Source organism: Formicincola oecophyllae, from assembly GCF_006542395.2.
Classification (GTDB): domain Bacteria; phylum Pseudomonadota; class Alphaproteobacteria; order Acetobacterales; family Acetobacteraceae; genus Formicincola; species Formicincola oecophyllae.
This window is the reverse complement of the sequence record NZ_CP038231.1, coordinates 143,301-159,597: the sequence shown is the minus strand read 5'-3', so window position 1 is coordinate 159,597 and position 16,297 is coordinate 143,301. Positions and strand designations below refer to the sequence as shown.

The 16,297-nt window shown below is 63.1% G+C and carries 12 protein-coding genes and 1 tRNA gene; 8 read left to right on the top strand and 5 right to left on the bottom strand.

Translation table 11 applies throughout. The annotated features are described in order from the left end of the window. Positions 1-73 precede the first annotated feature (73 nt). From E3E12_RS00685 to dnaE, 5 genes are all read left to right on the top strand, one after another. On the top strand, positions 74-2,044 hold the full coding sequence (locus E3E12_RS00685; RefSeq protein WP_141442603.1) for a ribonuclease J: 1,971 nt from the start codon (positions 74-76) through the stop codon (positions 2,042-2,044). A gap of 87 nt (positions 2,045-2,131) precedes the next feature. Then, positions 2,132-3,454 carry a proline--tRNA ligase gene (gene proS, locus E3E12_RS00680; RefSeq protein ID WP_141442602.1) on the top strand — a complete coding sequence of 441 codons (1,323 nt, stop codon included), beginning with the start codon at positions 2,132-2,134 and terminating at the stop codon, positions 3,452-3,454. Between the two features lie 36 nt (positions 3,455-3,490). Further along, complete coding sequence (locus tag E3E12_RS00675) at positions 3,491-4,741, top strand: lipoprotein-releasing ABC transporter permease subunit (RefSeq protein ID WP_141442601.1); 1,251 nt, start codon at positions 3,491-3,493, stop codon at positions 4,739-4,741. Positions 4,742-4,793: 52 nt separating this feature from the next. Then, on the top strand, positions 4,794-5,582 hold the full coding sequence (locus E3E12_RS00670) for an ABC transporter ATP-binding protein (protein ID WP_141443961.1): 789 nt from the start codon (positions 4,794-4,796) through the stop codon (positions 5,580-5,582). 32 nt (positions 5,583-5,614) lie between these two features. Then, entirely contained in the window at positions 5,615-9,043 is a 3,429-nt protein-coding gene (gene dnaE / locus E3E12_RS00665; RefSeq protein ID WP_141442600.1) for a DNA polymerase III subunit alpha, read from the top strand. A gap of 120 nt (positions 9,044-9,163) precedes the next feature. Here dnaE and E3E12_RS00660 read toward each other — a convergent pair whose 3' ends face one another. The 4 genes from E3E12_RS00660 to E3E12_RS00645 form a co-directional block, all read right to left on the bottom strand. Then, entirely contained in the window at positions 9,164-10,060 is an 897-nt protein-coding gene (locus E3E12_RS00660) for a hypothetical protein (RefSeq protein WP_149498208.1), read from the bottom strand. A 104-nt stretch (positions 10,061-10,164) separates the two neighbouring features. Next, a complete protein-coding gene (locus E3E12_RS00655) occupies positions 10,165-11,946 on the bottom strand; it encodes a cobaltochelatase CobT-related protein (protein ID WP_141442598.1) in 1,782 nt (593 codons plus the stop codon). Continuing rightward, positions 11,943-12,959, bottom strand: a complete 1,017-nt coding sequence (locus E3E12_RS00650) for an AAA family ATPase (RefSeq protein WP_141442597.1) — start codon at positions 12,957-12,959, stop codon at positions 11,943-11,945. Before E3E12_RS00650 ends, E3E12_RS00655 begins: the two co-directional genes overlap by 4 nt. A 76-nt stretch (positions 12,960-13,035) precedes the next feature. Continuing rightward, positions 13,036-13,611 (bottom strand): J domain-containing protein, encoded by a 576-nt coding sequence (locus tag E3E12_RS00645; RefSeq protein WP_141442596.1) that lies wholly within the window; start codon positions 13,609-13,611, stop codon positions 13,036-13,038. Between the two features lie 282 nt (positions 13,612-13,893). Here E3E12_RS00645 and E3E12_RS00640 point away from each other — a divergent pair, with 282 nt between their 5' ends. After that, a complete protein-coding gene (locus tag E3E12_RS00640; RefSeq protein WP_141442595.1) occupies positions 13,894-14,259 on the top strand; it encodes a BolA family protein in 366 nt (121 codons plus the stop codon). 8 nt (positions 14,260-14,267) lie between these two features. Continuing rightward, on the top strand, positions 14,268-14,939 hold the full coding sequence (locus E3E12_RS00635) for a LolA family protein (RefSeq protein ID WP_141442594.1): 672 nt from the start codon (positions 14,268-14,270) through the stop codon (positions 14,937-14,939). 65 nt (positions 14,940-15,004) lie between these two features. On the opposite strand, the gene lipB is transcribed toward E3E12_RS00635, so the two are convergent. Continuing rightward, positions 15,005-15,745: a lipoyl(octanoyl) transferase LipB gene (gene lipB, locus E3E12_RS00630; protein WP_141442593.1), complete on the bottom strand. Its 741-nt coding sequence runs from the start codon at positions 15,743-15,745 to the stop codon at positions 15,005-15,007. A 136-nt stretch (positions 15,746-15,881) separates the two neighbouring features. On the opposite strand from lipB, the gene E3E12_RS00625 reads away from it, so the two are divergent. Continuing rightward, positions 15,882-15,968 (top strand) — tRNA-Leu (locus E3E12_RS00625). The last annotated feature ends 329 nt before the right edge of the window (positions 15,969-16,297 follow it).

Here is a 16,297-nt window from a genome sequence, read left to right as displayed (position 1 = left end):
TTCCAGCTTGGCAGACCATTTCCAAGGGCGTCTTCACAGCAAGCCGCCCCTTAATTAAGGACAGACAAACGTCATGACGACCCAAAACGCGCCCGCACCGGTGCAGATTAACATTCCTGCCCACCAGGGCGCTGACAGCCAGGGCACTGCGCCAGCAGCCAGCGCAGCGCCGGCTGCCCCTCAGGCGGAGCAAGCCGCGCCAGCCAAGCAGGGTGGCCGCGCTGAACGCGAAGGCAGGCCAGCACGCGGCAGGGGCCGTTCCGCGCCGCGCGCAAGCGCCCCCCGCAGCCGCCAGGGTTCTGGCGCCAAAGCCCAGGGGGAGCGCCAGGAAAGCCGCAACCGCGCTGGCCAGGCGCCAGCGCGTGGCCGTAAACCCGCCCCCAAGAAGGATGGCCTGTTCTTCGTGCCTTTGGGCGGCACGGGTGAAATCGGCATGAATTTCAACCTCTACAACCTGCGCAAGGACGGCAAGGACAACTGGCTGGCCATTGACTGTGGGCTGGGCTTCTCTGGCAATGACACCCCTGAGGCGGACGTGCTGGTGCCAGACCCCACCTTCATCGCCCAGCGCCGCAAGAACCTGCGTGGCTTGGTCATCACCCATGCCCATGAAGACCACATCGGCGCTGTCGCCCATCTCTGGCCGCAGTTGAAATGCCCCATTTACGCCACCCCCTTCGCTGCCGCCGTCCTGCGCCGCAAGCTTGAGGAGGCGCGCCTGCTGGGCGAGGTGCCGCTGCATGTCATCCAGCCTGGCTCGCGTTTTGAGGTCGGCCCCTTTGACCTTGAGTTCATCCCCATGGCGCACTCCATCGTGGAGGCGCAGTCCGTTGCTTTGCGCACACCCCAAGGCACCATCCTCCACACAGGCGACTGGAAAGTGGATTCAGAGCCCATGGTGGGGCCGCGCACCGATTTCGAGCGCCTGGCCAAGCTGGGCGATGAAGGCGTGCTGGCCGTCATCGGCGACAGCACCAATGCCCTCAAGGAAGGCTCTTCCGTAACGGAGGGCGCCGTCCGCAAATCCTTGACGGACCTCATCATGGGGTTGAAGGGCAAGGGGCGCGTGGCCGTCACCTGCTTCGCCTCCAACGTGGCGCGCATCGAGAGCATCGCTAAGGCTGCCCAGGCCGCTGGCCGCAAGGTCATGGTGGTGGGGCGCAGCCTGCGCAACCTGGAGGCGGCCGCGCGTGAGTGCGGCTACCTGGCTGACGTCCCCCCCTTCCTGACGGAAATGGACGCTGAGGTGAAGAACATCAACGACAACCAAATGTTGATGATCATCACAGGCAGCCAGGGGGAGGAGCGTTCCGCCCTTTCGCGCATCGCCAATGACAGCCACAACACCATCAATTTCGGCGAGGGCGACACCGTCATCTACAGCTCGCGCGTGATTCCGGGCAATGAGCGCGCCGTTGTCACGGTGCAGGACAACCTGACCCGCAACGGCGTTCAGGTCATCACTGACCGTGAGACCCTGACCCACACCTCAGGCCACGCCACCAGCGAGGACATCAGGCACCTCTACAGCCTCATCAAGCCTAAGTTCAGCGTGCCCACCCATGGTGAATGGCGCCACCTGACCGCCCAGGGAGCCCTGGCGCGCGAAGCCGGCGCCGACGTGGTCCTGCTTGAGGATGGCGATGTCCTTGACATCACCCCCGACAAGCTGGAGGTGGTCGACACCGTGCCTGTGGCCAAGCTTGCTGTGGACGATGGGCGCCTGCTGCCCATGACGGGCGGCGTGATGGCCGACCGCCGCCGCATGCTTTACAACGGCGCCGTTCTGGCCAGCTTCGCGGTCGACAACGAAGGCTACGTGATTGGGGAGCCACGCATCAGCGCCCCTGGCCTGCTCGACCCTGAGGACAGCGAGACCCAGCGCATCCAGGCTGATTTCGCCCGCGCCATCGATGAGATCCCCGATGAGTTGCGCGAGGACAATGTCGCCTTCCGCGATGCCGCCCGCACAGCGCTGCGCCGCGCCCTTGGCCGTAAGCTCCAGAAGCGCCCCCTGGTGGATGTCCACCTGCTGCGGGTCTGAAGGCCACCAACCATCCCAGCCCCCAGCCGAAGCCCCTTGTGAAGGGGCGTGGGCTGGGGCGCGCTCCCTGACACGGACACCCAGACCATGAAGCTTACGGAAGCTTTCCAGCCCACGCTCAAGGAAGTGCCTACTGAAGCCACCATCACTTCCCACCGGTTGATGCTGCGCGCAGGCCTTGTGCGCCAGACCGCCGCTGGCATTTACGCTTGGCTGCCCGCCGGGCTGCGCGTGCTGCGCGCCATCTCCACCATCGTGCGGGAGGAGCAGGACCGCATCGGTGCGCAGGAAGTGCTGATGCCCACTTTGCAGAGCGCTGATTTGTGGCGCCGGTCTGGGCGTTATGACGCCTACGGCCCTGAGATGCTGCGCATCACGGACCGCCATGAGCGGGAGCTACTCTACGGCCCCACCAATGAGGAGATGATCACGGATATCTTTGGCGCCGTGGTTAAATCCTATAAGGAACTGCCCCTGACCCTCTACCACCTGCAGTGGAAGTTCCGCGATGAGGTGCGCCCGCGCTTTGGTGTCATGCGGGGACGGGAATTCTACATGAAGGACGGCTATTCCTTCGATGTCAGCAAGGAGGGGGCGGAGCGCAACTATTGGCGCCAAATGCTGGCCTACCTGCGCACGTTCCGCCGCATTGGCGTCAACGCCGTGCCCATGCAGGCGGACACCGGCCCCATTGGCGGCAATTTGAGCCACGAGTTCCTGGTCCTGGCGCCCGCTGGGGAAAGCGGCGTGTTCTATGACGCTGCCTGGGAAGGCATTGACTGGAGCAAGCGCGACCTGGACGCTGACAGCGCCGAGGACCTCAAGGCTGTGCAGGACGTGCTGGCCACCCACTACGCCGCTACAGACGAAAAGCACGACGAGGCAGCCTGGGAGAAGGTGCCAGCAGAGCAAAGGCGCGAAGGCCGCGGTATTGAGGTGGGGCAGATCTTCCACCTTGGCCCCAAATACACTGAAGCCATGGGCGTTACGGTGACGGGGGAGGACGGTAGCCCAACCCACCCTGACATGGGCTGCTACGGCATTGGCGTTTCCCGCCTTGTGGGGGCCATCATTGAGGCCAGCCATGACGATAATGGCATTATCTGGCCAGAAAGCGTGGCGCCGTGGCGGTTCGCGCTTATCAACCTCCGCCCTGGCGATGAGGCAACGGACGCGCTCTGCGCGCGCCTCTACAGCGCTGACCCTGAGAACATTCTCTATGACGACCGCAAGGAGCGCGCAGGCGTGAAGTTCAACGACGCTGACCTGCTCGGGCTGCCCTGGCAGGTCATCATCGGCCCGCGCGGCGCCAAGGCCGGCCAGGTGGAGCTGAAAAACCGCGCCAGCGGCGAACGCAGCGAAATGCCCGTGGACGACTTCATGGCGCGCTTTGGCCTGAAGGCCTCCTGAGGCACTCCCCTTCATCTGCCACCCCTTGGAGGGCGCATGTTCAACGCTTTTGAACGCAAGCTGGCGTGGCGTTACTTGCGCTCACGCAAGGGGGAGCGTTTCGCCTCCGTCATCGCTGCCTTCTCCCTGGGGGGGATTGCGCTGGGGGTGGCCACGCTCATCATCGTCATGGCGGTGATGAATGGCTTTAAGGCAGATCTGATGGGGCGCATCCTGGGGCTGCACGGCGATCTGGGGGTTTACGGCTATGGCCGGCCCATCGATCACTACGCGCCCTTGGCTGAACGGGTGCGCCACGCCCCAGGGGTGACCATGGCCGTGCCGTTACTGCAGGGCACGGTGCTGATGCAGGCTGGCTCCTTCAGCACTGGCGCCATGGTGGAAGGGGTGGCCCCTGCTGACCTGCTGGGTTGGAAGGCGCTCAGCAATGGTTTGGTGGAAGGTACGTGGCATGATTGGGCCAGCGCCCCAGCCAGCGTTGCCATTGGGGTGACCATGGCCAGCCATGCCGGCCTCAATGTCGGCAGTGAAGTCACGCTGCTTTCCCCCAACGGGCGGCCCACCGCCTTCGGCACCATGCCACGGGTGATGCGGGCGCATGTGACGGCGATTTTTGACGCCAACTGGAATGATTACAACAGCAACATCATCCTGATGCCCCTGCCGCAGGCGCAGCGCTTCCTTCTTGCAGGGGATGCTGTAAGCGTGATCCAGGTCAGCACCGCCAATCCCATGGAGGTGCGCCCTGTGGGGCGCGCCGTGGCCCATGTCCTCGATGACCGCCCCCTGCAGGTCCTGGACTGGACGCAAAGCGCCAATGGCTTCCTGGAGGCCGTGACGGTGGAGCAGAACGTCATGTTCCTGATCCTGGCGCTGATTATCCTGGTGGCGGCGTTCAACGTTATTTCCTCCCTCATCATGATGGTGCGCGACAAAGCTGCCGACATCGCCATCCTGCGCACGTTCGGCGCCAGCCGCGGGGCGGTGATGCGGGTGTTCATGATGTGCGGGTTGAGCGTTGGGGTGGCTGGCACCATGGTGGGGACGGCGCTTGGCGTTGGGTTCGCCCTCAACATTGAGCGCATCAAGCGCGCCCTGGAGGCCGTCACGGGGGTGAGCCTGTTCAACCCGCAGGTCTATTTCCTCGCCCACCTGCCAGCGCGCCTGATCTGGAGCCAGGTGTTCGGGGTGGTGGGCCTTTCCCTGGCGTTGAGCTTCCTGGCCACGCTCTACCCCTCCTGGCGGGCGGCGCGCACTGATCCCGTCAAGACCCTGCGCCATGAATGAGCGCCCTGAAATCCTGAAGCCCAGCCCTGAAGCTTCCCCTCGGAACCATGCCATGCCTGAAGCCACGCCAAACCATCAGGGCGTTACCGCGCCTGCGCTCCAGCTTTCCAATGTGCGCCGCCGCTTCACTGACGGCGACCGGGCAGTGGTGGAGGTCCTCAAGAATGCCGACCTCACCCTCCGCCCGGGAGAGATTGTGGCCCTGGTGGCGCCTTCCGGCACGGGCAAGTCAACGCTGCTGCATTTGGCTGGCCTGTTGGAGAGCCCTGACGGTGGTTCCATCGCCATCAATGGCCGTGATGTCTCCAGCCTTGATGACAAGGCGCGCACCAAGGTGCGGCGTGATGACATCGGCTTTGTGTATCAGTTTCACCATTTGCTGGGGGAGTTCACAGCGGCGGAGAACATCATGCTGCCCCAGCTGGCCGCCAATGTGCCCGCTGCCAAAGCGCGCAAACGCGCCCAGGCCCTGCTTGGGCGCTTTGGCTTGGCTGGCAAGGGGGACCGCCGCCCTGGCGAGCTTTCAGGGGGGGAGAAGCAGCGCACCGCCATTGCGCGCGCCATGGCCAATCACCCTCGCCTAATCTTGGCGGACGAGCCAACAGGCAATTTGGACACAGGCACCGCTGAAAGCGTCTTCCAGGAACTGTTGCACGTTGTGCGTGATGAAGGCGCAGCCGCCCTGGTGGCCACGCACAACCCCGCCCTTGCCGCCCGCATGGACAGGATCCTGACGTTGGATGGCGGCGTGGTGCGTGAAATCGCACCGGAAGACCTTGGCGTGGAAGCCAAGCCCGCTGAAGGTGGCTACCCCTTGGCGACAGGGGATGAATCCTGCTGAAAAAGGCAGGCGCGCCATGCTAAGATGGCGCCATGTCACATGCCGGCTTCGTTCACCTGCACAACCATTCCGCCTATTCCTTGAGCCAAGGCGCCATCAGGGTGCCGCAGCTCATCAGCGCCGCTGTGGCGCAGGCCATGCCAGCCGTGGCCTTGACGGACAGCGGCAATCTCTTCGGCATGCTGGAATTCTCCATCTATGCCCGCAAAGCGGGGCTGCAGCCCTTGATTGGCTGCCAGCTGGCCCTGCCCCCCCTCAGCGACAAGCCAGGCAGCCGCTCCATGCCCGTTGTGGCCCTGGCGCGCACTGACGAAGGGCTGACCAACCTGCAGCACCTTTCAACCGCCGGCTACATGCAAGGCGACTCAGCCGATCCAGCCATCCCCCTGGAAATGCTGTGCGCGCGTTCCGAAGGCTTGCTGTTGCTGACAGGGGGCAACAGGGGGCCCTTGAACCAGCTCCTACTTCATGACCGCGATGATGAGGCCAGGACCATGCTGGCAGCCATGCGGGACGCTTTCGGTCCCTACCTGGCTGTGGAGCTCAACCGCCTGGGTGACGCCGCTGAAGCCAAGACGGAACGGCCCCTGGTGGCCATGGCCGATGGCATGGGCGTTCCCCTGGTGGCCACCAATGACTGCTTCTTCCTGAACCCCGCCATGCATGAGGCCCACGACGCCTTGCTGTGCATTGCCCAAGGCACCCTGATGGCCCATGAGGACCGCTGGCGCGTCTCGCCAGAATCCTGGTTCAAGCCTGCTGAGGACATGCGCGCCCTGTTCCAGGACCTGCCCGAGGCCTGCGACAACACCCTTGTGGTGGCGCAGATGTGCGCAACAGCTGCCCCCACCCGCAAGCCCCTTCTGCCCACCTGCAGGAAGGTGCGTGAAGGCAGCAACGAGGACGAGACCCTGCGCGCCATGGCCAGGGAGGGGCTGGCCAAGCGTCTTGAGGTCATCAAGCCCACCCCTGACCTCAAGCGGGAGTATGAGGAACGCCTTGATTACGAGCTTGGCGTCATCGCCAACATGGGCTTCCCCGGCTACTTCCTCATCGTGGCGGACTTCATCCAATGGGCCAAGGCGCACGGCATCCCCGTGGGCCCTGGGCGCGGTTCAGGCGCTGGCAGCCTTGTGGCCTTCGCGCTGACCATCACGGACATCGACCCTATCCCCTTCGGGCTTCTTTTCGAGCGCTTCCTGAACCCTGAGCGCGTCTCCATGCCGGATTTCGACGTTGATTTCTGCCAGGACAGGCGCGATGAGGTCATCCGCTACGTGCGCGATGAATACGGCCCCAGCCGCGTTGCCCAGATCATTACCTTTGGAAAGCTGCAGGCCAAGGCGGCCGTGCGCGACACGGGGCGCGTCCTTGGGCTGCCCTATGGGCTGGTCAACCGCGTTGCTGAACTCATCCCCAACAACCCAGCCAAGCCAACGCCCTTGAAAGAGGCCATCGCCAGCGAGCCGCGCCTGCAGGAGATGCGCGACAGTGATGAGAACGTGAAGCGCCTCCTCACCATCGCGCTTCAGCTAGAAGGGCTGTTCCGCCATGCCTCCACCCATGCGGCGGGCGTGGTGATTGGCGGGCGGGAGCTGGTCGACCTTGTGCCACTTTACCGTGACCCGCGCTCTGACATGAACGTCACGCAGTTCAACATGAAGTTCGTTGAGCAGGCTGGCCTGGTGAAGTTCGACTTCCTGGGCCTGACCACGCTCACCATCCTCAAGCGTGGGGTGGATTTCCTGGCGGGGCTTGGTGTGGAGGTGAACCTTTCCCACATCCCGCTAGACGACAAGAAGACCTTCGACATGCTGGCGCGGGGCGACACGGCTGGCGTCTTCCAGTTTGAAGGCGCAGGCATGCGCGACATGCTGCGCCAAATGCAGGCCAGCTCCATCAAGGACCTAATCGCTGGCGTTTCCCTCTACCGGCCTGGCCCGATGGAGAACATCCCTGATTACTGCCGCCGCAAACACGGGGAGCACTGGGAGGCGCCGCATGAGGAGATCCGCCCCATCCTGGAGGAGACCTATGGCATCATGGTCTACCAGGAGCAGGTGATGCAGATCGCCCAGAAAATGGCGGGCTACAGCCTTGGCGGCGCTGATTTGCTGCGCCGCGCCATGGGCAAGAAAATCGCTGCTGAGATGGACAAGCAGCGCGGCATTTTCATTGAAGGGGCCACCAAGCGCGCCATCGACCCCGCCAAGGCGGCTGAGGTGTTCGACCTCATGGCGAAGTTCGCCAATTACGGCTTCAACAAGTCGCACGCCGCAGCTTACGCGCTGGTCTCCTACCAAACAGCCTGGATGAAGGCCAACCACCCAGTGGCCTTCCTGGCTGGATGCATGTCGCTTGCGCGTGAAAAGACCGACAAGCTCGCTGGCCTCTGCCAGGAGGCGCGGCGCATGGGCATCAAGGTGCTGCCTGTGGACATCAACAAGTCCCAGACCGATTTCTCCATTGAAGCGCAGGAGGATGGCAGCCACGCCATCCGCTACGCGCTTTCAGCGGTCAAGCGTGTGGGCGCTGGCGCCATGGACGCCCTGGTGGCGGCGCGCGGCGGCAAGCCTTTTGCCGACATCACCGATTTCGCCACGCGCTGCGATGGGCGCCAAGTCAACAAGCTGGCCCTTGAGAGCCTGGCCAAGGCTGGCGCTTTTGATTCCATGGGGCTGGACCGCCACGCTGTCTGCGCCAGTGCTGACACCATCATGAAGCGCGCTCATTCAGAATCCCAGCAGCGCGCCATGGGGCAGGGTGGCCTGTTCGGCGCTGGGGAGGAAAGCGCCCTGCGGGAGGTTGTCGGGCTGGAGAAAGTCACCCCATGGCCTGATTTCGAGCGCCTCTCCAATGAGGCAGCAGCCATCGGCTTCCACATGAGCGGACACCCCCTTGACGCCTACGGGCGCATTTTAAAGAAGCTTGACGTCACCCCCCTGGGCTCGCTTGAAGCCAAAGCCCAGCGCGGCGGCGGGCGCGTGCGCCTGGCTGGCTGCGTTGTGGACAAAAAGGAACGCCCCACCCGCAAAGGCACTAAAATGGCCTGGGTGGGGTTGAGCGACCCTACAGGCTCTGGGGAGGTGACGCTTTTCGCAGAAACATTGGGCGCCTGTCGCGACATGCTGGTGGTGGGCCAACCCATTTTGGTGACTGCTGACCTTAAATCTGATGGCGAAGGCTTCCGTTTGACAGCAAGCCATGTGGTGGGGCTGGAGGCAGCGGCAGCGCAGGAAAGCACGGAACTTAATATCTGGATAAGCGGTGCGAGCGCCCTTGATGACCTACAGCCCCTGCTTGAAGGGGCACGTGGGGGGCGCGGGCGCATTGTTTTCCGCGCTGCCCTGGACAAGCAGCGTGATGTACCTGTGACGTTGGCTGACCCTTACCGCGTAACGCCAAGGTTGATGGAGCGGCTGCGCGTCCTGCCTGGCGTCACCCGCCTGGAAGCTGCCTGAGGGCACAAAAAACCCAGCTCCCTTGGAAGGGGGCCGGGCACGTTTTGGCAGGGATGGTCTCAAGGGCTAGTGGCTTGGCACAGGCGGCTCAACCTGCCCCGTGGGCCAGCCAGTGCGCCTTTATTTCCCCACAGCGATGGGGATCTTGATGCTGTTGATGCGCACTTTGCCGTTGTGCAGCGTCACGTCCCAACCCGTTTGGTCGGGGCCTTCGCTTTTGCCCATCATGCGTGCGATGACCAGGGCGCCTGTGGTTGTGGCGGGCACAACATGGCTGGCCTTGTCAATCAATGGGCCAATGTTGGTGATGCTGACGTGCATCTCCCCCGATGAGCTGGGGAAGTTGGAGGCCGCCAGCACATGGCCAGAACCGGTGATGCGGCTGCCATCCATCACGGCGTTCACATGGTCGAAACTGACGTCAAAAGGTGGGTTGGGGTTGGGCGTGAAGGTGAACACGCCGCTGGCCTGGCTGGGCACCAAGGGGTGGTTGGGTTCATGAAGCCCCTGGGCGCTGAAGCGCACCACCATTTTGGGGGTGGTTTGAAGCGTCTCAAGGTGGGCTGAACGCGCCGTCAAGTTGTGACCTGGGCGGTCAAGGCGAATTTGCCCCCACTGCAGGTCAGGCTGGCCAGCCACCAAAAGCGTGACGTTAGGGAAGCTGTGGTGGGCGCAGGCGGCAGGCAGGCCATGGTAATGCGCCACCAGGACGCCATAGGCCGCCGTGGCTTGGATTTTACCCAAATCATCGCCGCCCACATGGCCGCTGGCGTCTTTGAGGGTCACATTTCCCACTTTAAGGGCATAGCCAGTACTGCCGAGCTTGGCTGAGAAATCACGCTCAGTCAGCGTGTTGCCGCTGACATGCGCCTGCCCAGGCTCATAGCTGAAGCAACTGGCGGGCAGATCGCCCAAAGTGTCCGCCAAGGCTGGCGTGACGGCGAGCGCGCCCATCAGGGGCAGCAGCAGGCTGCTTCTGAAAAGGGCTATGCGGTGCTGGCTGGTGGTGCTGGTCATGGTCATGGCTTTGCTCTGAAGAGTGCTCATAGGGTGAATGTGGGGCGCCAAGCCGCGCTTTTCAATTCCGCCACCCGGGGGCAAGCTTGTTTGGGCCCCTGTTTTCATCCCCGTCCCGGCCATTGCCGTGGGCTGCCTTGGGGGGCAAGCAAGGGGGGCAGCTGCTCCACCAAGGCTTGGGCAAGCTGTTCAGGCTGGCGGATAGTCACGGCTTTGCTGTACCAGCGCGTGACGTCATGGCGGATGCCCAGCGCCAAAAGGGAAAGGCGCTGGTCACGTTCAAGCCTGCTGATGACGCTGCGCAAATGGTCGCCCAGGAAGGTGCCTGGGTTGGCGGCATGGGTACTTTCATCCATGGGGGCGCCGTCAGAGACCACAAGCAGGATGCGCCGCTCTGCTGGCCGGGCCAGAAGGCGCTTAGCCGCCCATTCAAGGGCTTCACCATCGATGTTTTCTTTCAAAATGTCGTCATGGAGCATCAAGCCAAGGTTGTGCTTAGCATGCCGCCAGGGCTGGGAAGCGCTTTTGTAAATGATGTGGCGCAAATCGTTGAGGCGCCCCGGCAGCGCAGGGCAGCCTTGGCGCTGCCAGTCGCGGGCGCTCTCCCCCCCCTTCCAAGCCTTTGTGGTAAAGCCCAGCACCTCTGTGCTGACGCCGCAGCGCTCAAAGGTTTGGCACAGGACGTCAGCCGTCAGCGCTGCCATGCGGATGGAACGCCCCCGCATGGAGCCTGAATTGTCCACCAACAGGGAGATGGTAGTGGCTGGGAAAGGGGCTGGGCTTTCACGCCTGAAGCTCAGCGTTCCCAAACGCCCTTGGCGTTCCCCCACTACCACAGCGGGCAGGCAGGCTGGGTCAATGGTGCCCTCATGCGCACCAAAGCGCCACTGCCGTTCCTGCAATGCCATGAGCTGGCGTTGAAGCCGCCTGGCCAAACGCTGCACCAAGGGGCGCAGCCCTTCTGTGCTGCGGTCAAGTTCAGCGCGCAGGGCTGCTGCTTGCGCTGGTGTGCAGAGCTGGCGCGGGGTGATTTCCTCATCATGGATTGGGGTGAACACGTGGTAAGCGGCGCCGCCTTTCTGGTCAGCACTGCCAGGCTGCACCCCACCGCCATGGTTGGCATGGCTGGTTTGGCCCTTTTCCGCAGCGGCACTTGGCGGTTGGGCTGGGGGGGCGCTGTCAGCTTCAGGGTTTTTCCCAACAGGGGCATGGTCTTTCTCAGGCCCAGGGTCAGGCGGCTCAGGTGGTATGAACCCTTCCCCCTGCTGCTGGGGGGAGAGGGCTGGGGTGGTTTCTTCAGCGCCTGGGGGGGAGGATGCCTCCATCCAGTTTTTCATCTCCCCATCAGGTTCGGAGGAATCTGGGGCAAGGTCCTGGTTGATGTAGCTTTGCAACAGGCGCCCAAAACCAGCCTGGTCATGGCGGGACTGTACCATGGCCGCCAGGCGTTGGCGCGCTTGGCGCCCCAGCTGCGGCCACCATGAATCCACCAGCGCTTGCGCAGGTGCAGGCAGGGTCTGGCCTGTTTCCTCCGCCAGGGCAGCGCGCAGCAGCAGCTCACGCCCCATGGGAGATGAAGGGGTGAGCGCACGGTTGGCCCCCTCCCCCTCAAAGCGCCTAAGCAAGTGCTGGCTTAAATTGGCCCTCATGCCAGGCCAGGGGGCGAATGATTCGCAGCGCGCCTGCTCGCAGCGCTGCGCCAGGCTTGAGGGGGCGTCCTGCCCTGCCCCAGAGGGTGCCGTGGCAGTTTCGTGGCGGGGGTTGTGGTGCGCGTTCCACAAGGCCAGTGCGTCAGCAGCGCCACGGCTTTCCAAGGGTTGGGCCAGTTGGCTAGGGGTAAGGGGCGCGTGACCCAGCAGGGCGGCTAGGCGGTGTTGCAGCTTCATGGCACGCTTTGGGAACTTTCAGGCGATGAGCCAAAAACGCGCTGGTAAAGCTCAGCCACCAAGGGCCGTTCCATCTCATCGCAACGGTTGAGGAACGACAGCCTGAAGGCAGTGGCAACGTCATTGAAAAGCGCCGCATTCTCCCCCCACGTGATGAGCGTACGTAACGATGTAACGGTGGAGAGCGCGCCGTCACGGAAAGTCCCACGCACCAGGTTGGCCAGCGCCACCATGGCAGGCAGATTTTCCAACACATTCTTAGGAGCGCTGCCAAAGCGTTGGCGCAGGATGGCCAGTTCAGCTTCAGGGGCCATGTAATCCAGCCTTGTCACGATGTGCCAACGGTCAAGCTGGGCCTGGTTGAGGGTCTGCACACCGTGGTAGAGGCCATTGCTATTGCCAAGCCCCACCGTGTTGGCTGTGGCGAACAGCCTGAAGCCTGGGTGGGGGTGGATGACGCGGCCGTTTTCAGCCAACGTCAGCGCCCCCTCCGCCTCCAGAACACGCTGGAGGACGAACATCACATCGGGCCGTCCTGCGTCATATTCATCAAGGATGAGCGCCACAGGGCGCTGCATGGCCCAGGGCAGCAGCCCTTCACGGAAGGTCGTCACCTGCTTGCCCCCCTCCAGGGCAAGGGCATCACGCCCCAGAAGGTCAGCGCGCGAAATATGGCTGTCCAGGTTCAGGCGCAGGCAAGGCCAGTTCAAGCGCGCGGCAATTTGCGTGACGTGGGATGACTTCCCCGTGCCGTGCAGTCCCTGCACCAGGACGCGGCGGTTGCGGGCAAACCCAGCCAACACGGCGCGGGTAGTGTCAGGGTCGAAGCAATAGTCTTGATCTGCCACAGGCACAGGGGCGCTACCCATGGCTGCCTCCAAAGTTTGGCCGTCCTGTTCGCCAGTATGGCTGGTGGCAAGGCCAGAGGTGAAGCTTGGAACGGCAAAAGGCACGCTGACGCCGAAAAGACTTTCAGTGTCTGCAAAGCTATGGGGGGGGAGGGAGTGTGTCATCAGGGCACCCTAAACCAGTTTGGGGGCAAGCGCAGCTGGTGGCCCGATGGGGGCTTTGCAGCCAACAGATCTTAAATCAGGCTTTGTCAGCTGCAGGCCTAAAATGCGCCTTCAGGCGCTGGTAAGCCTCCCCCACCTGCTTGAAGCGCTGCGCTGCCAAAGGATCGCCTGGGTTGAGGTCAGGGTGGTGGCGGCGCGCTTGGGCGCGGTAGCGCGACTGCACCTCCTCCCAGGTCACGGGCCAATCCAGCGCCAACGTGGCCAGGGGCAGCGCCAGGCCTAGTGGGGTGGCGTCTGGGTTTGGCTGTTGGGTGCGTGCGCGCCCCCCACCGCCCATGATGTCCAAAGGGTCATGGATGGCGCCAGGGTCCGTTCCACCCATGGTGCCAAATTTCCACGATGGCCTGTCCCAGGCGGTGTCGCTGCGCAGGCTCGCCTCCACCTCTGCTGCGGTCATGCCTTGGTAGTAGTTCCAGCGCGCATTGTACTGGCGCACATGGTCAAGGCAGAACCAGTAATAGTCCCGCAGGCGGTCAGGGCCGCGCGGCGCCTTGAAGCCAGCGCGCTCCTGGCAGCCTGGCTGGTCGCAGCATTGGTCAGGGGCCTGGGGGTCTGGGGCGAAAGCGCGTTTGGATGAAGGGGGGCGGGCCATGGCGGAGATATGAAGCCGCCAGCGGAGCTGTGCAAGGGGCCTGGTCAAGGGCCGGGGGTTTCAGTGCCTGGCCGCTTCACCTGCCAGGTGGTTTCATAGTAGGATACAGTACCACAGCAGCCTTCATTCTAGTTTTTAACATTCCCCTGTCTTAGGTCCTACTTTTAGGCCCCACTGCGCCACCACTTTTCAAGCTTCTCTTATCATGGCCTTTGCTGGCTTACGGCAAGGCCTGCCTGACCTCTCCGCCCGTTTACCTCTACCCTTTTGAAGGAGCCTTCCATGGCCACAGCAACACTCACCCCCACACCTGCCAAACCACGGCGCGTGCCAGGGCGCATTGGGCGAATTGACCGCATGAAGGCGCTGTTCGAACGCGCCTTAGCGCCCACCCACCTTCAAATCAATGACCGCACGTTTGACCACATCCTCGACAAGCACCAGCGCAAAGTGAATGAAACAGGCCACGCCCCAGCGCTGCGTCCTGGTAAGCCCAGCCCCATGACCCATTTCGAGGTGGAAATCACCAGCGAGCGCTTCAGGGGCATGCGCCCGCTTGAACGCCACCGCCTGGTTTACCAATTGCTGGAGGAGGAGTTCGGCACAGGCCTTCACTCCATCACTATGAAACTCAACACGCCAAGCTGAGGGGCACTATGGGTTCCACCACGCCAAAAAAAGGTCGCCATACCTCCCCTCAAGCCCTGTTCGGTATGGGGCTTGCGCTCGCCATAGCAACTGTGGTCGGCCTAGGCTTGGGTGGCTGCGCCAGTGGTGGGCTGGAAAACCTGGCCCCCCTTCAGCGCCAGGAACTAGCCTCAGCGCAAGGGGCCTTTGGGGCGCAGAAACCCTTCACAGCCCCCTTCAGGCAGGAAGGGCCAGGGCAAGGCCAAGTCGCTTCAGGCAAAATGACTTACGCGCCTGGCCATCTGCGCCTTGATTACACCAGCCCTGCAGGGCAGGTCCTTTTAGCTGACGAAGGGCGCATCCTTTTAATTGGGGCAGATGGCAGCCGCACCCGCATGGGGCTGGGGCGCAGCCCGTTGGGGCGCGTTCTGGCCCAACCGGTCGACTTCACCCGTGGCACCCAAGTGACCAACATCACCACTAACCCTGGGTGGCTGCAGATTTCGCTGGCTGACGCCCTCCACCCCTCTGATGGCTTGGTCACGCTCGGCTTCAAGCGTACCCCGGGCAAGGGCGGCCTTGACTTCACCAGCTTAGAGGCCGTGGACGGCCGCAGCCATGATCTGCGTGTGGAGTTGGGGCCTAAAACGCCGTTCGCGCCAGGCACCGCCCCAGCACCTGCCTTGTTTGAAAGCCCCTGAAAGGCCAAAGGCTTATGAGGCGTTGAAGGCACCAGGCGCTGACTGCGCCTGCAGCTTGGGGATGGTCAAGCAAGCGGGGGCTGTTCTGGCCCAAACACACCAGGCCAGCTGGCCAGCAAAGCTTCATCGGCAGCGGCCATCAAAGCGGCGGCTGGCAGGGTTGGGTGGAAACGCGCCAAGCTGGTGACGCCGTAATCAGCCAGGCCGCACGGCACAATGCCTGTGAAGTCCTCCAGGCAAGGCGCCACGTTGAGGGAGACGCCATGCCAGCTCACCCAGCGGCTGACACGCACCCCCAAAGCGGCGATTTTACTCTCCTGGCCTGTGGCAGGATCTTGGCACCACACCCCCACCCGCCCTTCACGGGTGAAAGCCACCACCCCAAGGCGCCCCAGCGCAGCCACCAGCCAGCGTTCCAGCCCTTGGACATAGGCCCTGATGTCGCGCGCTGCCACGCTGCCATGGGGGCGCGTTAAATCCAGCATGGCGTAAATGACGCGCTGCCCTGGCCCGTGGTAGGTCCACTGCCCCCCACGCCCCGCCTGGAACGTGGGGTGACGTTGCTGGTTCATGAGGTGCTCTGGCTTGGCTGATGTGCCCGCTGTGTAAAGGGGGGGATGTTCAAGCATCCACACCGCTTCCCCCTGTGGCGCTTGGGTTGGGCCGCGCGTTTCAGCCATGGCGCGGACATGCCTGCCCATGGCTTCCAGGGCGCAGGGGTAGGCAATGGGTTGGAACGCTTTCCACCATAGAGGCCCAGCTGCCGGAGCGATGCTGGGTACTGGGTTGGAAAAGGGGAAAATCATGCTGCGTCCCTTGAAAAGTGCTTGAAAGGCCTTAAGCCATGTTCTATATCATGGCCCACCGCAGCTTTTGAGGGTTGCCTGGGGTGTTAGCCTGTGTTGGCGAACCTCCCCAGGAAGTCATCAACAGCTGTTCACTGCGACCGTGGTGGAATCGGTAGACACGCAAGCTTGAGGTGCTTGTGAGGGAAACCTCGTGGAAGTTCAAGTCTTCTCGGTCGCACCATATCTTCATCAGCGCCCTAGTCTATCCAAGGGCGTTGCTGCCAGAACGCTCCTTGCCATGGGTCAAGGGGCGTTTTTGTTTGGGCATCCGTTTGCTGGGGCAGGATGCGCCCATGACCTATGCGCAGAGGGGGAGGCAGGAATGAATGCGCACCCTCAAGGCCTTTTGAAGCCCTTCCAGCAGGTCATTTCACCGTTTTTCACGGTTTTCATTCCGGGGGCTGTCGGTTTTTGGCCTCATTTGTGCGTTTAACACGTCCAGCCAGCACCAGGGGGGCGCAAGCGCTCCCTTAGCAGGCTTGTTGGTGGGCTTGATCGCGCGGTAGCTCC

Bases quoted from the DNA above. Each gene is read 5' to 3' on its own strand.
- E3E12_RS00685 (WP_141442603.1), top strand. From the start codon at position 74: ATGACGACCCAAAACGCGCCCGCACCGGTGCAGATTAACATTCCTGCC.
- proS (WP_141442602.1), top strand. From the start codon at position 2,132: ATGAAGCTTACGGAAGCTTTCCAGCCCACGCTCAAGGAAGTGCCTACT.
- E3E12_RS00675 (WP_141442601.1), top strand. From the start codon at position 3,491: ATGTTCAACGCTTTTGAACGCAAGCTGGCGTGGCGTTACTTGCGCTCA.
- E3E12_RS00670 (WP_141443961.1), top strand. From the start codon at position 4,794: ATGCCTGAAGCCACGCCAAACCATCAGGGCGTTACCGCGCCTGCGCTC.
- dnaE (WP_141442600.1), top strand. From the start codon at position 5,615: ATGTCACATGCCGGCTTCGTTCACCTGCACAACCATTCCGCCTATTCC.
- E3E12_RS00660 (WP_149498208.1), bottom strand. From the start codon at position 10,060: ATGACCAGCACCACCAGCCAGCACCGCATAGCCCTTTTCAGAAGCAGC.
- E3E12_RS00655 (WP_141442598.1), bottom strand. From the start codon at position 11,946: ATGAAGCTGCAACACCGCCTAGCCGCCCTGCTGGGTCACGCGCCCCTT.
- E3E12_RS00650 (WP_141442597.1), bottom strand. From the start codon at position 12,959: ATGACACACTCCCTCCCCCCCCATAGCTTTGCAGACACTGAAAGTCTT.
- E3E12_RS00645 (WP_141442596.1), bottom strand. From the start codon at position 13,611: ATGGCCCGCCCCCCTTCATCCAAACGCGCTTTCGCCCCAGACCCCCAG.
- E3E12_RS00640 (WP_141442595.1), top strand. From the start codon at position 13,894: ATGGCCACAGCAACACTCACCCCCACACCTGCCAAACCACGGCGCGTG.
- E3E12_RS00635 (WP_141442594.1), top strand. From the start codon at position 14,268: ATGGGTTCCACCACGCCAAAAAAAGGTCGCCATACCTCCCCTCAAGCC.
- lipB (WP_141442593.1), bottom strand. From the start codon at position 15,745: ATGATTTTCCCCTTTTCCAACCCAGTACCCAGCATCGCTCCGGCAGCT.